The organism is Tabrizicola sp. (genome assembly GCF_016792905.1).
Classification (GTDB): domain Bacteria; phylum Pseudomonadota; class Alphaproteobacteria; order Rhodobacterales; family Rhodobacteraceae; genus Tabrizicola.
In genome coordinates this window covers 31,975-50,844 of sequence record NZ_JAEULP010000032.1, presented here as the reverse complement: position 1 = coordinate 50,844, position 18,870 = coordinate 31,975, and the positions used below count along the sequence as shown (strand labels likewise).

20 protein-coding genes are annotated in these 18,870 nt (G+C 65.8%); 7 read left to right on the top strand and 13 right to left on the bottom strand.

The window, feature by feature from the left end:
* A partial coding sequence (locus JNL31_RS06880; protein WP_294971470.1) for an aminotransferase class I/II-fold pyridoxal phosphate-dependent enzyme occupies positions 1 to 1,040 on the bottom strand: 1,040 nt, incomplete at its 3' end.
* A gap of 87 nt (positions 1,041 to 1,127) precedes the next feature.
* On the opposite strand from JNL31_RS06880, the gene JNL31_RS06875 reads away from it, so the two are divergent.
* On the top strand, positions 1,128 to 2,003 hold the full coding sequence (locus JNL31_RS06875) for a LysR family transcriptional regulator (protein WP_294971467.1): 876 nt from the start codon (positions 1,128 to 1,130) through the stop codon (positions 2,001 to 2,003).
* Here the strand turns inward: JNL31_RS06875 and deoD are convergent.
* The 5 genes from deoD to JNL31_RS06850 form a co-directional block, all read right to left on the bottom strand.
* Positions 1,985 to 2,689 carry a purine-nucleoside phosphorylase gene (gene deoD, locus JNL31_RS06870; protein ID WP_294971464.1) on the bottom strand — a complete coding sequence of 235 codons (705 nt, stop codon included), beginning with the start codon at positions 2,687 to 2,689 and terminating at the stop codon, positions 1,985 to 1,987. The two genes, JNL31_RS06875 and deoD, sit on opposite strands and share 19 nt — an antisense overlap.
* A gap of 281 nt (positions 2,690 to 2,970) precedes the next feature.
* On the bottom strand, positions 2,971 to 3,324 hold the full coding sequence (locus JNL31_RS06865) for a DUF6455 family protein (protein ID WP_294971463.1): 354 nt from the start codon (positions 3,322 to 3,324) through the stop codon (positions 2,971 to 2,973).
* Positions 3,325 to 3,410: 86 nt separating this feature from the next.
* Entirely contained in the window at positions 3,411 to 3,875 is a 465-nt protein-coding gene (locus JNL31_RS06860; RefSeq protein ID WP_294971462.1) for a hypothetical protein, read from the bottom strand.
* Positions 3,860 to 4,255, bottom strand: a complete 396-nt coding sequence (locus JNL31_RS06855; RefSeq protein WP_294971460.1) for a hypothetical protein — start codon at positions 4,253 to 4,255, stop codon at positions 3,860 to 3,862. The genes JNL31_RS06860 and JNL31_RS06855 overlap by 16 nt, the downstream gene beginning before the upstream one ends.
* A 71-nt stretch (positions 4,256 to 4,326) precedes the next feature.
* Complete coding sequence (locus tag JNL31_RS06850) at positions 4,327 to 6,279, bottom strand: methylmalonyl-CoA mutase family protein (RefSeq protein WP_294971457.1); 1,953 nt, start codon at positions 6,277 to 6,279, stop codon at positions 4,327 to 4,329.
* A gap of 186 nt (positions 6,280 to 6,465) precedes the next feature.
* Here JNL31_RS06850 and JNL31_RS06845 point away from each other — a divergent pair, with 186 nt between their 5' ends.
* From JNL31_RS06845 to JNL31_RS06825, 5 genes are all read left to right on the top strand, one after another.
* Positions 6,466 to 7,800 carry a 1-acyl-sn-glycerol-3-phosphate acyltransferase gene (locus JNL31_RS06845; RefSeq protein ID WP_294971454.1) on the top strand — a complete coding sequence of 445 codons (1,335 nt, stop codon included), beginning with the start codon at positions 6,466 to 6,468 and terminating at the stop codon, positions 7,798 to 7,800.
* Between the two features lie 132 nt (positions 7,801 to 7,932).
* Complete coding sequence (ccrA, locus tag JNL31_RS06840; protein ID WP_294971451.1) at positions 7,933 to 9,222, top strand: crotonyl-CoA carboxylase/reductase; 1,290 nt, start codon at positions 7,933 to 7,935, stop codon at positions 9,220 to 9,222.
* A gap of 131 nt (positions 9,223 to 9,353) precedes the next feature.
* A complete protein-coding gene (locus JNL31_RS06835; RefSeq protein WP_294971448.1) occupies positions 9,354 to 9,542 on the top strand; it encodes a hypothetical protein in 189 nt (62 codons plus the stop codon).
* Between the two features lie 38 nt (positions 9,543 to 9,580).
* Positions 9,581 to 11,113: an AAA family ATPase gene (locus JNL31_RS06830; protein ID WP_294971446.1), complete on the top strand. Its 1,533-nt coding sequence runs from the start codon at positions 9,581 to 9,583 to the stop codon at positions 11,111 to 11,113.
* Between the two features lie 85 nt (positions 11,114 to 11,198).
* Entirely contained in the window at positions 11,199 to 11,435 is a 237-nt protein-coding gene (locus JNL31_RS06825) for an Lrp/AsnC ligand binding domain-containing protein (RefSeq protein WP_294971443.1), read from the top strand.
* Between the two features lie 134 nt (positions 11,436 to 11,569).
* Here JNL31_RS06825 and JNL31_RS06820 read toward each other — a convergent pair whose 3' ends face one another.
* Together JNL31_RS06820 and JNL31_RS06815 are read right to left on the bottom strand one after the other, a co-directional pair.
* The gene (locus JNL31_RS06820) at positions 11,570 to 12,631 is read right to left on the bottom strand and encodes a quinone-dependent dihydroorotate dehydrogenase (RefSeq protein WP_294971440.1); all 1,062 of its coding nucleotides are present in this window, start codon (positions 12,629 to 12,631) and stop codon (positions 11,570 to 11,572) included.
* The gene (locus tag JNL31_RS06815) at positions 12,628 to 12,966 is read right to left on the bottom strand and encodes a DUF952 domain-containing protein (RefSeq protein WP_294971437.1); all 339 of its coding nucleotides are present in this window, start codon (positions 12,964 to 12,966) and stop codon (positions 12,628 to 12,630) included. Before JNL31_RS06815 ends, JNL31_RS06820 begins: the two co-directional genes overlap by 4 nt.
* Positions 12,967 to 13,161: 195 nt before the next feature.
* Here JNL31_RS06815 and JNL31_RS06810 point away from each other — a divergent pair, with 195 nt between their 5' ends.
* Entirely contained in the window at positions 13,162 to 14,616 is a 1,455-nt protein-coding gene (locus tag JNL31_RS06810; RefSeq protein WP_294971434.1) for a bifunctional UDP-sugar hydrolase/5'-nucleotidase, read from the top strand.
* An 86-nt stretch (positions 14,617 to 14,702) separates the two neighbouring features.
* Here JNL31_RS06810 and JNL31_RS06805 read toward each other — a convergent pair whose 3' ends face one another.
* Genes JNL31_RS06805 through JNL31_RS06785 form a run of 5 tightly spaced genes read right to left on the bottom strand, consistent with a single transcriptional unit; the run spans position 14,703 to position 18,835 of the window.
* A complete protein-coding gene (locus JNL31_RS06805) occupies positions 14,703 to 15,413 on the bottom strand; it encodes an aspartate/glutamate racemase family protein (RefSeq protein ID WP_294971433.1) in 711 nt (236 codons plus the stop codon).
* A gap of 2 nt (positions 15,414 to 15,415) precedes the next feature.
* Positions 15,416 to 16,129: an ABC transporter ATP-binding protein gene (locus JNL31_RS06800; protein WP_294971478.1), complete on the bottom strand. Its 714-nt coding sequence runs from the start codon at positions 16,127 to 16,129 to the stop codon at positions 15,416 to 15,418.
* 42 nt (positions 16,130 to 16,171) lie between these two features.
* A complete protein-coding gene (locus JNL31_RS06795; RefSeq protein ID WP_294971432.1) occupies positions 16,172 to 16,957 on the bottom strand; it encodes an ABC transporter ATP-binding protein in 786 nt (261 codons plus the stop codon).
* Positions 16,954 to 17,961, bottom strand: a complete 1,008-nt coding sequence (locus tag JNL31_RS06790) for a branched-chain amino acid ABC transporter permease (RefSeq protein WP_294971429.1) — start codon at positions 17,959 to 17,961, stop codon at positions 16,954 to 16,956. Before JNL31_RS06790 ends, JNL31_RS06795 begins: the two co-directional genes overlap by 4 nt.
* A gap of 4 nt (positions 17,962 to 17,965) precedes the next feature.
* Complete coding sequence (locus JNL31_RS06785; protein ID WP_294971425.1) at positions 17,966 to 18,835, bottom strand: branched-chain amino acid ABC transporter permease; 870 nt, start codon at positions 18,833 to 18,835, stop codon at positions 17,966 to 17,968.
* Between the last annotated feature and the right edge of the window lie 35 nt (positions 18,836 to 18,870).

Sequence of the window (18,870 nt, the reverse complement as noted above, 5' to 3'; positions counted from 1 at the left end):
GCCTCGATGGCGAACTGGTGCGAGGTGGTGGCGCCGCGGTCGAAGGCGAAGACGGGGAGGCCGAGGTTCCGAAGTTCCGTCGCGAGGGCGCGGGCGAGGTCGACCATGGCTTTCGCATAGGCCGCGCCATGGTCGCGCCAGTCGAGGAGGGTGTAAGCGAGGGCAGCGGATTTGGCGGCGTCGAAGTTGGCGGTGAGGCCGGGGAAGGCGATGGCGTCGAGGGCCTTGGCGATCCCGGCGTCGTTGGTGACGATCAGGCCGCCGGCGGGGCCACCGAGCGATTTATAGGTGCTCATCGTCATCAGATGCGCGCCTTCGGTCAGGGGGTTGGCCCAGACGCCCCCGGCGATGATGCCGCATTGGTGGGCGGCGTCGAACAGCACCTTCGCGCCGACCTGATCGGCGATCTTGCGGACCTCGGCGACGGGGTGAGGGAAGAGATTCAGGCTGCCGCCGACGGTGATGATCTTCGGGCGGACGGCATGGGCGAGGTCGTGGAGCGCCGCAAGATCAAGGGTATAGCCGTCGGCGTTGATCGGTGCGTTGTGGGTGGTCAACCCGAAAAGCCCGGCGCAGCCCGCTGCATGGTGGGTGACGTGACCGCCGATGGTGGCAGGGGGCGCGATGATGCTGTCGCCGGGTTTGGCAAGGGCCATGAAGCCGTAGAGGTTGGCGAGAGCGCCGGAGGCCACGCGGATTTCGGCGTATTTCGCCTGGAAGACCTCGGCGGCAAGCTCGGCGGCGATGACCTCGATTTCCTCGATGGCCTCAAGCCCCATCTCGTACTTGTCGCCGGGATAGCCGAGCGAGGGGCGGGAGCCGATGCCGGAGGCGAGCGCGGCCTCGGCGCGGGGGTTCATCACGTTGGTCGCCGGGTTGAGATTGAAGCAATCCTGATCGTGGATTTCCCGGTTCTTCGCGATGAGTGCGTCGAGACGGGTGGCAACTTGCGTGGTCGGTTTCCCGGCGTCGGTGGCGAGGCGCTGGATGTAGGTTTCGCAGGCGGTGGGAACCCAGGGGCGGGGGGCGAGATGGGGCATGGCGGTCTCCTTTTGGGAGAGACTAGCCAGTAGGGGACTTGCGCACAAATCAGTTCTGCGGAAAATTAGGGTCAGGAAAGTTAAGCCATGCCTGTTGCGCCACCACCCCTGACCCGCCTGCCGCTGAACGCGCTGCGTGCCTTCGAGGCGGCGGCGCGGACGGGGGCGTTCACGCTGGCGGCGGCGGAGCTTGGGGTGACGCCGGGGGCTGTGACGGCGCATGTGAAGGCGCTGGAGGAGCGGCTGGGGGCGGCTTTGTTCGAGCGGCAGGCCCGGGGGGTGCGGCTGACGGCGCTGGGACTGGCGGCGGTGGAAGAGCTGACCGGGGCCTTCGACGCGCTGGCGGGGGCGGAGGCGCGGATGCGGGCGCTGGCGCTGCCGCGGGAGGTGCATATCGCCACGCTGCCCGCGATTGCGCAACTGTGGCTGTCGCCGCGGTTGCCTGCGCTTCGGGCGGCGGCGCCGGAGATTTCCGTCTCGATCACCGCGCTGGAGGCCCCGCCGAACCTCAAGCGCAGCCTGCACGACCTGAGCCTGTTTCCGGGGACAAGCGGGGGGCGGCTGGTGGCCGAGGATGCGCTGTTTCCCGTCTGCTCCCCTGCGCTTGCGGCGCGGTTGCGGCAGGTGGAGGATCTGGCCGGAGTGCCGTGTCTGTCGGACACGGCCTGGGACCGGGATTGGGAGGTCTGGCTGGCCGCAGCCGGAGCGCAGGTGGCGGTGCGGGGGCCGGTGTTCTCGCTGTACGCGCTGGCGGTGGAAGAGGCGGTAAACGGGGCGGGGGTGCTGATCGGGCACGGGCCGTTGGTGGCGGGGCATCTGGAGCGGGGCACGCTGGTCGCGCCATTTCCCCGGAGGGTCAGTCTGGCAGCGGGGTTCCGGCTGTGGTCCGCCCGGCCCATGCAGCGGGGTGGGGCGGTGGAGCGGGTCGCCGAGTTTCTGGCCGGTCAGGCGAAGGCGGCGTGAAGCGCGATCTCGATCATGGCACCGAAGCTGCGTTCGCGCTGGTCAGCGGGAAGCGCCTCTCCGGTGGTGATGTGGTCCGAGACGGTGAGGACCGCGAGCGCCCGGGCGCCGTGGCGGGCGGCGACAATGTAAAGCTCGGCGGCTTCCATCTCGACCCCCAGGCAGCCGTGGCGGAGGAGCTGTTCGGAAAGGTCGGGGCGTTCGTCGTAGAAGGTGTCGGAGGAGTAGATGCCGCCGACATGGACCGGGATATCCTTGGCGGTGGCGGCGGCGTAAGCCTTTGACAAAAGGCCGAAATCGGCGCAGGGGGCGAAGTTCAGCTCCTTGAAGATGGTGCGCGAGGGCGAGCCGACGGTGGAGGCCGTCTGCGCGAGGATCACGTCGCGCACCTTCACGCTTTCGGGCAGGGCCCCGGCGGAACCGATGCGGATCAGGGTCTTCGCGCCATAGTCGCGGATCAGCTCGTTGGCGTAGATTGACAGCGATGGCATCCCCATGCCGGAGCCGTGGATGGTGACGCGGTGGCCGTTCCAGGTGCCGGTGAAGCCGAGCATGCCCCGGACCTCGTTCACCAGGACAGCGTCCTTGAGGAAGGTCTGGGCGGCCCAGCGGGCGCGGTAGGGGTCGCCGGGCAGAAGCACGGTTTCGGCGATCTCGCCGGGTTTGGCACCAATGTGGAAAGTCATGACTGTGTCTCCGTGCGGGAAGCGCGGGGCCGGACCCTGCATCCCGTCATTTTCCTGCCTTGCGTGGGTCGTCCGCAGGCCTTCGTCATTTGAAGGCAAACGAAATGACCAACGTGCCATTAATGGGCTGCGCGTCGCGCCCCGGCAAGAGAGGAAAAATCCGGGTGGCGTGGAAGCGCAGTGACGCCAAGTGCGGGATGCGGGTTCGGGGACCCGACATCCCGGACATCAGGGCGCAGCGACAAGCCTGCGCCGGACAGGCCCGCCGAAGGTCATTGACTCTACTGTGCGCTCAGAGTGCCGAAGGTGGCGCGGTTGCCACAGAAATGGGTCTCGGACGGCTGCGCCTTATCGCCCTTCGCCAGCACATGCGCGCAGGCGGCGCGGTCGGCGCACTGGCCGCAGACGGTGAGAAGATCGACCCATTGGCTGTGATCGCGTTTGAGCTCCACTTCGGAGAGGCCGAAGATCTTGCCCATGGCGGCGACCCTTTCGCTGATGTCGCGGGGCATGCGCAAGAAGCCGAGCACTTGCTCACGGCTCATGCCCAGGTCATCGAGGTCGCGGTCGGACAGGGAATTGACCTCCTGAACCTCGTGCAGGCGATCAATGAGAGAGCGGATACGTTCGAACATGGCGGACTCCGGGGCTGGCCTGAAGTCTGGATAGGATCGGCACGGGCCGGGAGCCTTGATTTGTGTCAAGCCGTTTCGGGCGCGGGTCACTTATCTTGATTGATTTCAATCAGGCTGTTCCTGGTTTCGTCCCAGGTCATGAGGAAGGTTCCAGGTTCGGGCTTGTTCAGAAGCGCGCCCGCGATGGTGACTTGCAGGAGCTGGTCGTTGCCCTCGGGGACAAGCGACCAGCCTTGCACGATCAGGCTATGCTGCGCTTCGCCCACGAAGACATTGAGTTCGCAGCCGATGATGTCGGCGCAGAACATGCCGGGGGCGGTTGAGCAGGAAAGCCTGGCGCTGTCCAGGATCGCGGCCGCATCGCCGGTGCCACGGAGACGGGCTTCGGTCACGGCGTCATCCGGGACGAAAAGGTTGCCGCCCTGCGCCGTGCAGGCGGCGGCGTGGTAGTCAAGCAGCACTTGCAGGGCTTGCGGGCGGGTCGTGTCAGTCAGCGCCGGGGTGGTCGTCAGGGCGAGGAGCAGGATCGGGCGGATCATTGGATCTGCCATTCGCCATTGCCCCAGAGGAAGTGTGTGGTTCCGCCAGAGTCGTTCGGGGCGGTGAGGTATGTGATGCCGTTTTCGGTTTCGGTATCCCAGTCGTGCAGCGTGAAGCTGCCGCGTTCCCCGTCGATTATCGTGTCGACGCTGCAACCCTCCGTGCCGCAGTAGAAGCTTGCGCTTGTGGAGCACTGGAATGTTCCGCTGTCGATGACCCAATCAGGGGTGCCGTCACCATTCAGATCGCGTTGGGTGACGGCCTCAGGTCCGGCGGTGAAGGTGCCGTCGCAGACGGTGCGGGCCTCGTCGATGATGGCAGCGACTTCGGGCGGCCAGTCCTGTGCGAGTGCGGGCGTGGCGAGGAGGATCAGGGCGAGGGCGTGGCGCATGGCGGGCCTTTCCAGTTGCGATCTGCCCAGTGCTAACGCTCGGGCCAGACTGCTGGAAAGGCAGGAAAACCCTATTCGGCGGCAACCGGGGTGGGGTCGGCCAATGCCACGAGGTCCAGCATGATGCGGTTCAGCTGGAAGTCCTTGGGCGTGTAGACTTGGGCCACGCCCATTGCCTTGAGGGTCTTCGCGTCGTCATCCGGGATGATGCCGCCGACGACGAGGGGTTGCGACAGACCCGCGTCGCGCATCCGCTCCAGCGTCTCGCGGATCAGGGGCAGGTGGCTGCCGGAGAGGATGGAGAGGCCGATGACGTCGGGTTGTCTGTCAGTGGCGGCGGTGACGATCTCCTCGGGGGTCAGGCGGATGCCGTCATAGGTGATCTCCATCCCGCAGTCGCGGGCGCGGGCGGCGATCTGCTCGGCGCCGTTGGAATGGCCGTCGAGGCCGGGCTTGCCGAGGAGGAGGCGGAGCGGGCGGCCGAGTTTGGTGGCAACCTGTGCCACGGCGTCGCGGACGGGTTCCAGGCCTTCGGTGCGGTTCGAGGGGTGCTGGCTCACGCCGGTCGGGGCGCGGTATTCGCCGTAGAGGTTGCGCATGGCGCCGCCCCATTCGCCGGTGGTGACACCCGCCTTGGCGCAGGCGATGGAGGCGGGCATGATGTTCTCGCCCGTCTGCGCGGCCTGCCGCAGCGCGGCGAGGGCATCCGCGACCTTGGCCGGGTCGCGGCTGGCGCGCCAGTCGGCGAGGCGGGCGCATTGGTCGGCTTCGGCCTTGGGATCGGCCTGCATGATCGCGCCGTCGCCGGTGGCGAGGGGGGAGGGCTCGGTGGTGGTGAAGCGGTTCACGCCGACGACGGTGGTCTCGCCGGATTCGATCTTCGCCAGGCGGTCGGCATTGGCCTCCACCAGACGGGATTTCATGTAGGCGATGGCGGCAACAGCGCCACCCATCGCGTCGATATGGGCCAGTTCCTCCAGCGCGCCTTTCTTCAGCGCGCCGACCTTGCGATCCACGGCAGGGTTGCCGTCGAAGAGGTCGTCGTAGTCCAGAAGGTCGGTCTCGTAGGCGAGGATCTGCTGCATCCGGAGCGACCATTGCTGGTCGAAGGGGCGGGGAAGACCCAGCGCCTCGTTCCAGGCCGGAAGCTGGACGGCGCGGGCGCGGGCGTTCTTGGACAGGGTGACGGCCAGCATCTCAATCAGGATGCGGTAGACGTTGTTTTCCGGCTGCTGCTCGGTGAGGCCGAGGGAGTTGACCTGGACGCCGTAGCGGAAACGGCGGTGTTTGGCGTCGGTGATGCCGTAGCGGGTTTCGAGGAGTTCGTCCCAGAGCGCGGTGAAGGCGCGCATCTTGCAAAGCTCGGTCACGAAGCGGATGCCGGCATTGACAAAAAACGACATTCTGCCCGCCATTGCGGGGAAATCCGCCGGGGAAACTTTCACTTTCAGATCATCCAGCACGGCGCAGGCCGTGGCGAGCGCGAAGGCCAGTTCCTGTTCCGGCGTGGCCCCAGCCTCTTGCAGGTGGTAGCTGCACACGTTCATCGGGTTCCATTTCGGGAGGTGGGTCCCGGTGTAGGCGGCGACATCGGTGATCAGCCGCAGCGAGGGCTGCGGCGGCAGGATGTAGGTGCCGCGCGAGAGGTATTCCTTGATGATGTCGTTCTGGACGGTGCCCTGAAGGGCCGCGACGTCGGCGCCCTGCTCCTCGGCCACGGCGATATACAGCGCCAGCAGCCAGGGGGCGGTGGCGTTGATCGTCATCGAGGTGTTCATCTGGTCGAGCGGGATGTCCGAAAAAAGCGCCCGCATGTCGCCGAGATGGGCGACGGGGACCCCCACCTTGCCGACCTCGCCCCGGCTACGCGGGTCATCGCTGTCGTAGCCGGTCTGGGTGGGCAGGTCGAAGGCGACGGAGAGGCCGGTCTGCCCCTTGGCCAGGTTGGTGCGGTAGAGCGCGTTCGAGGCCGCGGCGGTGGAATGGCCGGCATAGGTGCGGAAGAGCCAGGGCTTTTCGGTCATGGTCGCCTCGTGAGTCGCATCGGTAATTTTATTGCGTCACGGACGGGATACGCGACAGATCATGCCAATGTCAATCGCTGCGCTGCGGCGACGGAGGTGAGCGGGGGCCAGCCCCCGCACCCCCGGGATATTTGCACCAGTATGAAAGGCATTGTGAGAGCATGGGTTCCGGGTAGTCTTCCAGCCATGTTCGGCACAGTGGTGGTTCCGGTCTGGCTTCTGATCCTGATCCTTGGCTTCGCCGCGATCAGCTTTGCCACGCATTTCCTGTTCCCGTCCGTGCGCTGGTTCTTCCGGCGGCGGGCCGAGAAGGCGCTGGCCCGGCTGAACGCGCGGCTGGACCGCAAGATCGACCTCTTCAAGCTGGCGCAGCGGACGGACATGGTGGCGCGGCTGGCCTATGACCAGAAGGTGGTCGAGGCGGCGATGGCGCATGCGGCAGAAACCGGGGTGCCGGGGGAGGTCGCCTTCGAGGAGGCGCAGCGCTATGCCCGCGAGATCGTGCCGGGGTTCTCGGCGACGGTCTATTTCGGCTTTGGGACCAGGGCGGCGAAATGGCTAAGCCGTCTCTTGTTCCGAGTGCGGGTCGGCAAGATCGACAAGGAACTGGAGCAGCTTGATCCGAAAGCGACGGTGATCTTCGTGATGAACCACCGCTCGAATGTCGACTATGTACTTGTGACATGGCTGGTCGCGGGGCGGTCGGCGGTCAGCTATGCGGTGGGGGAATGGGCGCGGGTTTGGCCCTTGTCGGCGCTGATCCGGTCGATGGGGGCCTATTTCATCCGGCGCGGCAGTCGCAACGCGCTCTATCGCAAGGTGCTGGCGCGCTACGTGCAGATGGCGACCGAGGAGGGGACGACACAGGCGATGTTCCCGGAAGGCGGGCTGTCGCTGGACGGGCGTGTGGGTCCGGCGAAGCTGGGGCTTCTGAGCTATGTCGTCGAGGGCTGGCAGCCGGACGACCGCGATGTGGTTTTCGTGCCGGTGGGGCTGGCCTATGACCGGGTGCTGGAGGACCGGGTGCTGGTCGAGGCGGGGAAGGCGGGGACGCGGCGGTTCAGGAACCGGCCGCTCTGGGTCGCTTGGCATGCGGCGCGTTTCCTCTGGGCGCGGTTCCGGGGGCGGACGAAAGGGTTCGGCACGGCGGCGGCGGGGTTTGGCGCCCCGGTCCATCTTCGCGCGCACCTGGCTGACGGCGGGACGGTCGAAACATTGGGCGAACGGCTGATGGTGGCGATTGCCGCGGTCGTGCCGGTCTTGCCGGTGCCGCTGGTGGCGAAGGCGCTGGGCGAGGGTGCGGCCACGCGCGAGGAACTTCTGGCGCGGGTGGAGGCCCTTGTTGAACGGCTGAAACTGGCGGGAGCAGTACTGAAGCTTCCGCCGCAGGGGATTTCGGCTGCGCTTGAGGAGGGGCTGACGCCGTTGATCCGTCGCGGGCTGGTGACGGGGGCGCTTCAGCCGGTGGCGGCGGAGCGGGCGGTTCTGGACTTTTACGCGGCTTCGGTTCCCGAGGCCTAGGCGCTGCTGCGACGCGGCGGACATAAAATTTCAATATTACCCATACGGACTATTGCAAAGTTGCGCGATGGGGGTTTATCTGCGGGCAAGAGCGCAGCGATTCTGCGGCGCGGCATCAGGCTGGAGGCTTAGTTGGCTTTGGACACGCAAACCGCACCCGCGATCTATGACGCCCCGAAGAAAGATCTGTACGAGATCGGCGAGATGCCCCCAATGGGTCATGTGCCGAAGCAGATGTACGCCTGGGCGATCCGCCGCGAACGCCATGGAGCCCCGGAAACCGCGATGGAGCTTGAGGTCGTCGATACCTGGAAGATCGACAGCAACGAGGTTCTGGTCCTCGTGATGGCGGCAGGCGTCAACTATAACGGGGTCTGGGCGGGGCTGGGGCAGCCGATCTCGCCGTTCGACGGGCACAAGGCGGCGTACCATATCGCGGGCTCGGATGCTGCGGGCATCGTCTGGGCGGTGGGCGACAAGGTGAAGCGCTGGAAGGTCGGCGACGAGGTGGTGATCCATTGCAACCAGGACGACGGCGACGACGAGGAATGCAACGGCGGCGACCCGATGTTCAGCCCTAGCCAGCGCATCTGGGGCTACGAGACGCCGGACGGGTCGTTCAGCCAATTCACCCGGGTGCAGGCGCAGCAGCTGATGCCGCGACCGAAGCACCTGACCTGGGAGGAAAGCGCCTGCTACACGCTGACGCTGGCGACGGCCTACCGGATGCTCTTCGGTCATGCGCCGCATGACCTGCAGCCGGGGCAGAACGTGCTGGTCTGGGGGTCTTCGGGGGGCCTCGGGTCCTATGCGATCCAGCTGATCAACACGGCGGGGGCCAACGCGATCGGGGTGATCAGCGACGAATCGAAGCGCGACTTCGTCATGTCGCTGGGTGCGAAGGGCGTGATCAACCGCAACGAGTTCAAATGCTGGGGACAGCTGCCGAAGGTGAACTCGGAAGAGTACAACACCTGGCTGAAAGAGGCGCGGCGCTTTGGCAAGGCGATCTGGGACATCACCGGCAAGGGCGTGAACGTCGACATGGTGTTCGAACATCCGGGCGAGGCGACCTTCCCGGTGTCGAGCCTCGTCTGCAAGAAGGGCGGCATGGTGGTGATCTGCGCCGGAACCAGCGGGTTCAACTGCACCTTCGACGTGCGCTACATGTGGATGCACCAGAAGCGCCTGCAGGGCAGCCATTTCGCCCATCTGAAACAGGCGGCGGCGGCGAACAAGCTGATGTGCGAGCGCAGGCTCGACCCCTGCATGTCCGAGGTCTTCCCCTGGGCCGAGATTCCGCGGGCGCATACGCTGATGTGGAAGAACCAGCACAAGCCGGGCAACATGGCGGTGCTCGTGCAGGCCCCGCGCACGGGCCTGCGGACCTTCGAGGACACGCTGGAGGCGAGCAAACAGTAATTGAGTCAACCTTTAACAACGAATTCACCCATCGCCTGATTATCTGTGCTTAAGTGACTTCGCCATGGCCTTCGGGTGCCGGTTTCGGGACCCGAAAGCCATGGCAGCACAGTTGTCCGGCCGAGGGTTACATGCGTCACGAATGGGTCTTTGACGTTCTGTCGGATCTTCTAACCTACGCGACCCAGAACGGCTTGCCCCGCCTCGCGGCGAAGGTTTCCGAAACCATCGACGTGGCGCGCAGCGAGACTGTTGCAGGGGACGGTGGGCCGGACGAACCTCCGCAATCGCCGCCGACGAGGGGCAGGCGGATGCACTGACACTACCGCTTGGGTCGCGCAGGGGATATGGTCGCAGGATGCAGGCCACCGCGCTGACCTTTTCCGACGACCAGGCCGAGGCTTACGACCGGCTGGCGGCTGCCTTTCTGGGTGCCGGGATCGACCTGGCCGAGAGTGAGTTGCGGCCTGCGGCCGAGGGGCGGACCTCGGTGTTGGCGGTGGTGGGAAAGGCCGGGTCGGGCAAGACCATGCTTCTGGCCGAACTCTACCGGGGCCTGAAGGCCGCAGGGGTCGACGTGGTTTCCGGGGATTACGAGGGGCGCAGGCGCAAGGACCGGCGGACGCTGGCAATCCTCGCTCCGACCAACAAGGCGGCGTCGGTGTTGCGGCTTCGTGGTGTCCCGGCGACGACGATCCACCGCATCCTCTACACCCCGGTCTATGCCCCGGAATACGAGAAGATTGCCGAATGGCTCGCAGGCACCGGGACGCGGCCCGTGGTCGAGGGGATGACTGAGGTCGCGCTGGACCGGGCTTATGCCTTCTATCAACAGATCGCTTCGATTCCCGGGGCACTGGCGGCCGCAGGGTTGAAGGGCAGCGATTTCATCACCGGGTGGAAGCGGCGGGAAGAGCCGCTGGATGTGGGCTTCGTGGATGAGTCGTCCATGCTGGACGAACGCCAGCTCGACGACCTTCGCGAAATCTTCCCGACGCTGGTGCTGTTCGGCGATCCGGCGCAGCTGGCGCCAGTGGGTGCGTCGGGGGAGATGGTGTTCGACAAGCTGTCCGAGGGGCGGAAGCTGGTACTGCACCGCATCCACCGGCAGACCGAGGACAACCCGATCCTGGACCTTGCGCATGCGCTGGGCGACGCGCGACTGGGGTTCGAGGAGTTCGAGGCTCTGGTGCAGGAGAAGGCCCGTGCGGATGACCGGGTGGTTTGGGCCGAGCGGGTGGAAGCGGGGCTGATGGCGCGGTCCCCCGTGCTGGTCTGGCGCAATGTCACGCGGGTGCGGCTGATACAGGCTTTCCGCAACGCCTATGGCGCGCCGGAGGACCAGCTGCTGCCGGGAGAGCCGCTGATCTGCGACGGGATCGAACTGCCCTTGAAGCACCGCAAGAGGCGGATCGACCTGGAAGCGCGCGGGCTGATCAAGGGCGCGCAGGTGATCTATCTGGGCGAGGGTAGTCGCCCCGGCTTTGCACGGCTTCATGTCGTGGGGGCGGAAGAGCCCCAGGTCAGCGCGGCGAGCATCATCAAGATCGAGAAGCCGGACGAGGAGGAGCCTTTCATTCCGCATGCCGCAACGATGGGGGCGGCCTTCCTGCACGGGGCGGCGGTGACAATCCACAAGGCACAGGGGTCGCAGTGGGAGGAAGTGCAGGTCTTTGCACCCGACCTTTATGCCGCCGCGCAATCGGGGCGGAGCGAAGCGGGGGTGCCTCTGTGGAAGCGGCTAGCCTATGTCGCGATCACCCGGGCGCAGCACCGGCTGTTCTGGGTGGTGCGGAACCGGCTGGCGCGGCCGTCCGGACCGCTTTCGATCGACGATCTGAGGCGGGAGCCGTCGCCGCTGGCGCTGGGCGAGATTGAGCCGGGGGTCTGAAAATCCTCGCCAAAAAAATTTGGACTCGGGCTGTTCAGCTTCCGGTGCTTCTCGCCTATCTTTCCGCCAAAGAAGGAGCGTTCCCATGGCCCTGGTTTTCGTCCAGTTCCGCTGCACCCCCGGCCAGACCTATGCGGTGGCCAATGCGATCTGGGACCGGGAAGTGGTGAGCGAGCTGTATTCCACCAGCGGCGACTATGACCTGATCGCCAAGGTCTACATCCCCGAGGATCAGGATGTGGGGCACTACCTGTCGTCGAAGCTGTTCGATATTCCGGGAATCCAGCGGACGCTCACGACGATGACCTTCAAAGCTTTCTGATTGCCTTCGCGATCGGGCAAGGCGTTCTGATCTCCATCGCGCTTGGGCGACGTTCTGAGGCGGACACGCCGGGGGCGCTTCGTCCCCAGAGCCCCAGACCATACTGGTGCAAGGATGAGAGGGCTTGCGCGGCTCTATAGCCAGGCGCTGCGACCGGTGCCGACAGCCATCGCGACATTGGCAAACCCGTCGCGGGCAAGCGCCGCGTCGAGGCCGCGAGCGATCTCGGGCACCAGCGAAATGCCCCGGAAAACCATCGCGGTGTAAAGCTGCACCGCAGAGGCCCCGGCGCGGATCTTCTGGTAGGCCTCTTCGGCCGAAGAGATGCCGCCGACGCCGATCAGCGGCAGCAGTCCGTGCGTCATTTGAGATAGCTGCGCCAGGACGCGAGTAGACTTTTCGAACAACGGTGCACCGGAAAGGCCGCCTGCTTCGCCCTTGCTTGCAGATTTCAAACCTTCGCGCGACAGCGTTGTGTTGGTGGCGATGATGCCCGCGATGCCGGAGGCCAGCGCGACCTCGGCGATCTGGGCAAGGTCGTCGGCGGTCAGGTCGGGGGCGATCTTCAGGAAGACGGGGATCGGCACGGGCAGGGCGGCCCGGGCGTCCATCACTCCGGCAAGAAGGGCGGCGAGGGCGGCGGGGCCTTGCAGGTCGCGCAGGCGTTCGGTGTTGGGGGAACTGACGTTGACGGTCGCGAAATCGACGTGCGGGCCGCAGGTGGCAAGCACCCCGGCGAAATCTGCGGCGCGGTTTTCGCTGGCCTTGTTCGCCCCGAGGTTCAGGCCCACCGGGACCGGCCCGCGCGGGCGTTGTGCCAGGCGCTGGCCGATGGCCTCGGCCCCCTGATTGTTGAACCCGAAGCGGTTGATGGCCGCGCGATCCTCGGTCAGCCGGAAGAGGCGCGGTTTCGGGTTGCCGGGCTGGGGCAGGGGGGTGGCGGCGCCGACCTCGACGAAGCCGAAGCCGACGCGGGAGAGGGCGGCGAGGGCGGTGGCGTTCTTGTCATAGCCCGCCGCAAGCCCGACCGGGTTCAGAAGCGGCATCCCCGCCAACGTGACATGCAGCCGGGGCAGGTCGACCGGGCCGGGCAGCGGGGCCAGGCCAGAGCGCAGCGCCATGAGGGAAAGCGCGTGAGCGCGCTCGGGGTCGATGCGGTGCAGGAGCGAGAGCCCGACCGATTCAAGCAGGCTCACAGCAGGCCCTCGGGAAAGATGTGGCCGGTGGCACCGAGCGGCAGGGATTTGTCCCAGACCACCTCGTCAAGCCTGAGCGCTCGGTAGAGATGCGGGAAAAGCTGCCCGCCACGCGAGGGTTCCCATTTCAGCGCCGCGCCGAGCCGGTCGGGGTTGAAGGCCACCAGCACCAGATCGCTTTCGGTCGCGAACCATTTCGCGGCGGTTTCCGCCACCTGGGCAGGGGTGGAGAAATGGATGTAGCCATCGGCCAGATCGACCGGCGCGCCAAGGGTTTCCCCTGCGGCGCGGAAGGCATCCCATTCGGGGCGGCGGAAGATCTTCAGGATCAGCATGGGCGCGGCATAGCGGCTGGCGCGGCTTCTGGCAATGCTCTGGCAGACGTCACGCCTGTGTCACCCGGCACGGTGATGTTCCTTTGACACCAGCGCCCTGCGCGGCGCAGAGTCCAGGGATTCGGTAGCCAAATCGAGGAGAGAGTAGCGATGCGTGGAATTTCCAGACTGGCATTTCTTGCGGCAGTTGCGGCAATGCCCGCCGGGGCCGAGACGGTCAAGCTTACCCTTCTGGGCGTGGGTGATGTCTATAACTTCGAGGAAGAGGATGGTCGCGGCGGCTTTGCCCGGCTGAACGCGGTGGCGAAGGCGGAACGCGCGGCGAACCCGAACACGCTCTACCTCTTCAACGGCGACATGCTGAGCCCGTCGCTGGCTTCGGGCTTCGACAAGGGGCAGAATACCATCGACTTCACCAATCTGGTGCCCTTCGACCTGGCGGTGCCGGGCAACCATGAATTCGACTTCGGGCCGGAGAATTTCTACGAGAAGATGAAGGCGTCGAAATACCCCTGGGCCGCAGTCAACATCACCAAGGACGACGGCTCGCCCGTGGAGGGGCTGAACGGGGTGATGGTGAAAGAGATCGCGGGTCTGAAGATCGCACTGATCCCTGTGGCGCAGGACACCTCGCCCGAAGTCAGTTCGACCGGCAGCCTGAAATTCCTGCCCACGGTCGACAGTGGCATCGCGGCAGCGGAGAAGGCCATCGAGGAAGGGGCCGACCTGGTGGTGGGCGTCGTGCAGACCGACATGGAGAACGACCGCAAGCTGATTGCGAGCCATGCCTTCGACGTGATCCTGTCGGGCGACGACCATTCCTATGCAACGGCCTATGACGGGGTGACGGCCTATGTCGAGACCTCGGTTGATGCGCAACTGCTGACCCCCGTAGACCTCATGGTCGACATCAAGGTGACAGAGGATGGCAAGCGGGAAATCAGCTGGACGCCGACCTTCCGCTTCATCGACACGGCGACGGTGACGCCAGACCCCGAGACGGCGGCGTTGGCGGATGCCCTGCGCGCCAAGATGGACGAGGCGCTGAATGTCGAGATCGGCACTCTGGAGGCGCCCTTGGACAGCCGCCGCAACGTGGTGCGGGCCGAGGAATCCACCATGGGCAACCTGATTGCCGACGGAATGCGCGATGCGACGGGCGCGGACATTGCCATCATGAACGGCGGCGGCATCCGCGGCGACACGACCTATGACGCGGGCCGGAAGCTGACCCGCCGCGACATCCTGACCGAGCTGCCCTTCGGCAACACGACGGTCGTGACCGAACTGCCGGGGTCGCAGGTGCTGCTGGCGCTGGAGAACGGGGTGAGCCAAGTCGAAAAGGGTGCCGGGCGCTTTGCGCAGGTTTCCGGTCTGACCTATGTCTTCGACGCGGCGGCCGAGCCGGGAAGCCGGATCAGCGAGGTGATGGTGGGCGGCGCACCGCTGGAGGCCGACAAGCTCTACAAGGTCGCGGTCAACGACTACATCCTGGGCGGGGGCGATGGCTATGCGGCGCTTGGCGGAGGGAGAATCCTTACCGACGGGCCGACCGGGCAGCTCGTGGCCAATGACGTGATGGCCTATGTCGAGAAGCTGGGCACGGTGAAGCTGGCCGTCGAGGGCCGGATCAAGAAGCTGGGGCAGTAGTGGCGTTCCATCTGTCCGCCATGAGGGGTGACGGGTGCTATCCCGTTGCCCCCTGCGGGCGGGGGGGGGCCGCGGCCGATGCGCCGTCAGGCCGTCGCCCGCAGTTTCTGGACGCTGGCCGGGGCGTAGCCACCCAGGCGCGAGGTGCGCAGGCCAAGGCCGACCATCGCCTCGGCCAGCCGCACGGCGCAGGTGACGCCGTCGAGCACGGGCAGGCCATGCTCATCCGCCAGTCGGTCGGCCAGGTCGGCCATTCCGGCGCAACCAAGGACGATGGCTTCCGCCCGGTCTTCTTCGATGGCCCGGCCGATCTCGGCACTGATCCGGTTGCAGGCATCCGATCCCGGATGTTCCAGTTCCAGCACGGCGACCTCTGACGACCGCACCCGGGCACAGCGGGCCGCAAGCCCGTATTTGTGCAGGTTGTGCTCCAGCGCCGGGACGGATCGGGCCAGCGTCGTGACAACCGAGAACTTGTTCGCAAGCATCGAGGCGAAATGATAGGCGGCCTCGCCGATCCCGATCACCGGGCGGTCGGTCAGGCACCGCGCGGCGTCAAGGCCGGTGTCGTCGAAGCAGGCGATGATCACCGCGTCGAAGCCGGGCGCGGTCTGGATCAGGTGCAGCAAGCCCGGCACGCTGAGCGCTTCGTCGTAGTAGCCCTCGATGGAGACCGGGCCGCTGGCGGGGTTCATCGCCATGATCTCGGTGCCCGGGCTGGCGGCGCCCTTGGCGGCGATGCCGATCTTTTCGGTCATCGAGGCGGTGGTGTTCGGGTTGATCACCAGAAGGCGCATTTCTATAGCTCCCCGCCCAGGTAGGCGGCCTTGATCCGGTCGTCGTGCATCAGGTCCTTCGAGACGCCGGACAGCACGACCTGGCCCGTCGACATGGCGTAGGCGCGGTTCGAGATCGACAGCGCCATCCGGCTGTTCTGTTCAACCAGAAGGACGCTGACCCCCTCGTCCCGGCTGATCGCCACGATGGCGCGGGCGATGTCCTGCACCAGCTTCGGCGCGATGCCGAGCGAGGGTTCGTCGAGGAGGAGGAGCTTGGGCTTCGCCATCAGCGCGCGGCCGATCACCATCATCTGCTGCTCGCCGCCCGAAAGGGTGGAGGCCTGCTGGTGGAAGCGTTCCTTCAGGCGGGGGAAGCGGGTGAGGACGCTTTCCAGCGTCGCCTCGATCCCCTGCTTGTCGGTACGGGTGAAGGCCCCCATGAGGAGGTTGTCCTTCACGCTCATCAGCGGAAAGACGCGGCGGCCCTCGGGGACCATGGCGATCCCGCGCTTGACGATTTCGGCGGCCGGGCGCCCGTCGATCCGGTCGCCGAGATAGCTGATCGTGCCGGACTTGATCTTGCGAAGCCCGGTGATGGCGCGGAGGATCGAGGACTTGCCCGCGCCATTGGCCCCGATCAGGGCGACGGTCTCGCCCTCCATCAGGTCGATGGAGACGCCTTTCAGCGCGTAGACGTGGTCATAGTACAGCTCGACATTGTCGAAGCTGAGCATCTTGCGGGCGGGTTCCAGGTTGGTCGCTGGCTGGGTCATGTCTCACATCCCGATGGCGGCGTCTTCGCTGCCGAGATAGGCCTCGATCACGCGGGGGTTGGCCTGGATTTCTGCCGGAGTGCCCTCGGCGATCTTCTCGCCGAAGTTGATGCAGACGATCCGGTCGGAAATCTTCATTACCGCCGGCATGTCGTGTTCGACCAGCAGGACCGTCAGCCCGCGTTCGTCGCGCAAGCGGCGGACAAGCGCGACCATCCTCATCGTCTCGTCATGGTTCATACCCGCGAAGGGTTCGTCGAGGAGTATCACCTCGGGCTGTGTCGCCAGCCCGATGGCCATGCCCAAAGCGCGCAGGTGCCCCTGCGGCAGGTTTGAGGCGGTTTCGTTGCGGATCGCCTGAAGGCCGAGGAAGTCGATGATGTCATCCGCCGACTTGCCGAACTCCGCTTCGTCCGCCTTGGCCTGGCTCGACCCGAAGAAGAAGCCCAGAAGCGAGGCCTTGGAGCGCAGGTGATGCGAGACGATGACATTCTCGCGCACGGTCATCGACTTGAAGATCGTCGTCTCCTGGAAGGTCCGCACCACCCCCATCCGCGCCACCTTGTGCGGCGGCAGGCCGGAGATCTTGGTGCCCTTGTAGATCACCTCGCCCGTCGTCGGCGTGACGAACCCGGCGATCTGCTTGAACAGCGTGGATTTCCCCGCCCCGTTCGGGCCGATCACCGACAGGATCTCCTGCGGTGCGACGTCGAAGCTGATGTCGTTGTTGGCCGTCAAGCCGCCATAGCGCTTGGTGACGCCCTTCACTTGCAGGATCGGCGCGGTCATTTGCGGCCCCCTTTCCGGTCCAGAAGGCTGAGGACGCCGTTCGGCAGCACCAGCATCAGCGCGATCAGCGCGCCGGAGTAGATGAGGAGCTGATACTCCTTGGCGACCGACAGCAGGTCCCAGCCGAAGTAAAGGAGGAGGGTGCCGAGCATCGGGCCGAACACGTAGCCAAGCCCGCCGAGGAAGCAGTAGAGCATGAAGTTCACGCTGTCCTGCACCACGAAGGACGACGGGTAGATCGACTGCGAGATGGCGACGAAGATCGCGCCTGCCAGCCCGCCGAAGAAGGAGGAGATGGCATAGGCCAGCACCCGCAGCATTGCGGTGTTGACACCGATAGAGGCCGACAGTTCCTCGTTCTGCTGCAAGGACCGGCAGAGATGCCCGAGGCGGGAGTTCACGATGCGCCAGAGGACAAGGTAGGTCACGACCATCAGGACGGCGGCCATCAGGTAAAAGGCAAGCTTCGGGTTCTCCAGCGTGGCAAAGTCGGGGATGATCGTCAGGCCGAAGATCGACAGCTCGCCCGGCAACGGGATCGAGGTGATCCCCTTTGCGCCGTTGGTGATCGGCAAGGCGAGGGCGGTCAGGCGGGCGACCTCGGTCAGGACCAGCGTGACCATGGCGAAGTAGACGCCCCGCAGCCGCAGGATCGGCAGGCCGATCAGCACCGACACAGCCGCGCAGAAGACGCCTGCCAGCGGCAGGGTCAGCCAGAAGCTGATCCCGTGTTGCGTGATCAGGATCGCCGAGACATAGCCCCCGGTCAGGGCATAGGCACCCTGGCCGATGTTGATCCGGCCGATGTAGAAGGTCAGCCAGACCCCGGCGGCGGCTACCGAAAGGAGCGCGACCGAGGTCAGCGTGTAGTAGAAGTCCCAGCGTCCGGTCAGGGCGATGAAAGCCGGAACCAGGACGAAGACGCCCACGAGGAAGGCCAGAACGCCGAGAAGGCGCGGGGTGGAGATGCGGCTCGGGGCCATGGCTTGCGTTTGATCGGTCATCGGCTCAACCCCAGGGCTTGCCCATCAGGCCCTGCGGCCGGATGGCGAGGAAGATCATCAGGGTGACGAAGATCACCAGGTAGGTGACGTCGCCATAGGCGGCGAGGACGGTCAGGCCGATGCTCTCCATCATCCCGAGGATGAACCCGCCCGCGATGGCGCCGGAAATCACCCCGGCCCCGCCTATCATGATCATGAGGAAAGCCTTGACAGAGGTCGGCCCGCCCATGCCGAGGTTGATGCCAGTGATCGTGACCAGCAGGCCCCCGACGAGGCCCGCAAGCATGGCCCCCAGGGCGAAGCCGATCATCGAATAGCGGTCGACGTCGACGCCCATCAGCTGCGCGGCCATCCGATCCTGCGCCAGGGCGCGCATGGCACGACCGGTGCGCGAATACTGCATGAAGAGGATGAAGCCGACGATCAGCGCGATGGCAAGCACCGCGATCAGGATGCGGTCATAGGGCATGATCAGCCGCATGTCCCAGTTGAAGACGCCATTCACCACCTTCGGCACCCCGCGCTGCTTTTCCCCGAAGAGGAGAAGGATCACCGCGTCGAGGAAGAAGGCGATCCCTGCGGCCAAGAGCATGGTGGATTCATCGCGCTTCGATTTGCGGATCACGGGGCGGAACAGAAACCGCTCGATCAGCGCCCCCATCACCGCCAGCACCAAGGCCGAGGCGATCAGCCCGACGATGAAGGGCAATCCAAACTGGGCCACAACTGTGTAGGTCACGAAGCCGCCGAAGACATACATCTGCCCGTGGGCGAAGTTCAGCACGTTCATCAGCGAGAAGATCAGCGTCAGGCCAAGCGCGATCAGGGCATATTGCGCGCCAAGATAGAGGCCGTTGGCAAGGATCTGTTCCATCAGGGCGGTCCTTTGCGACGAAGACATGAGGGCCC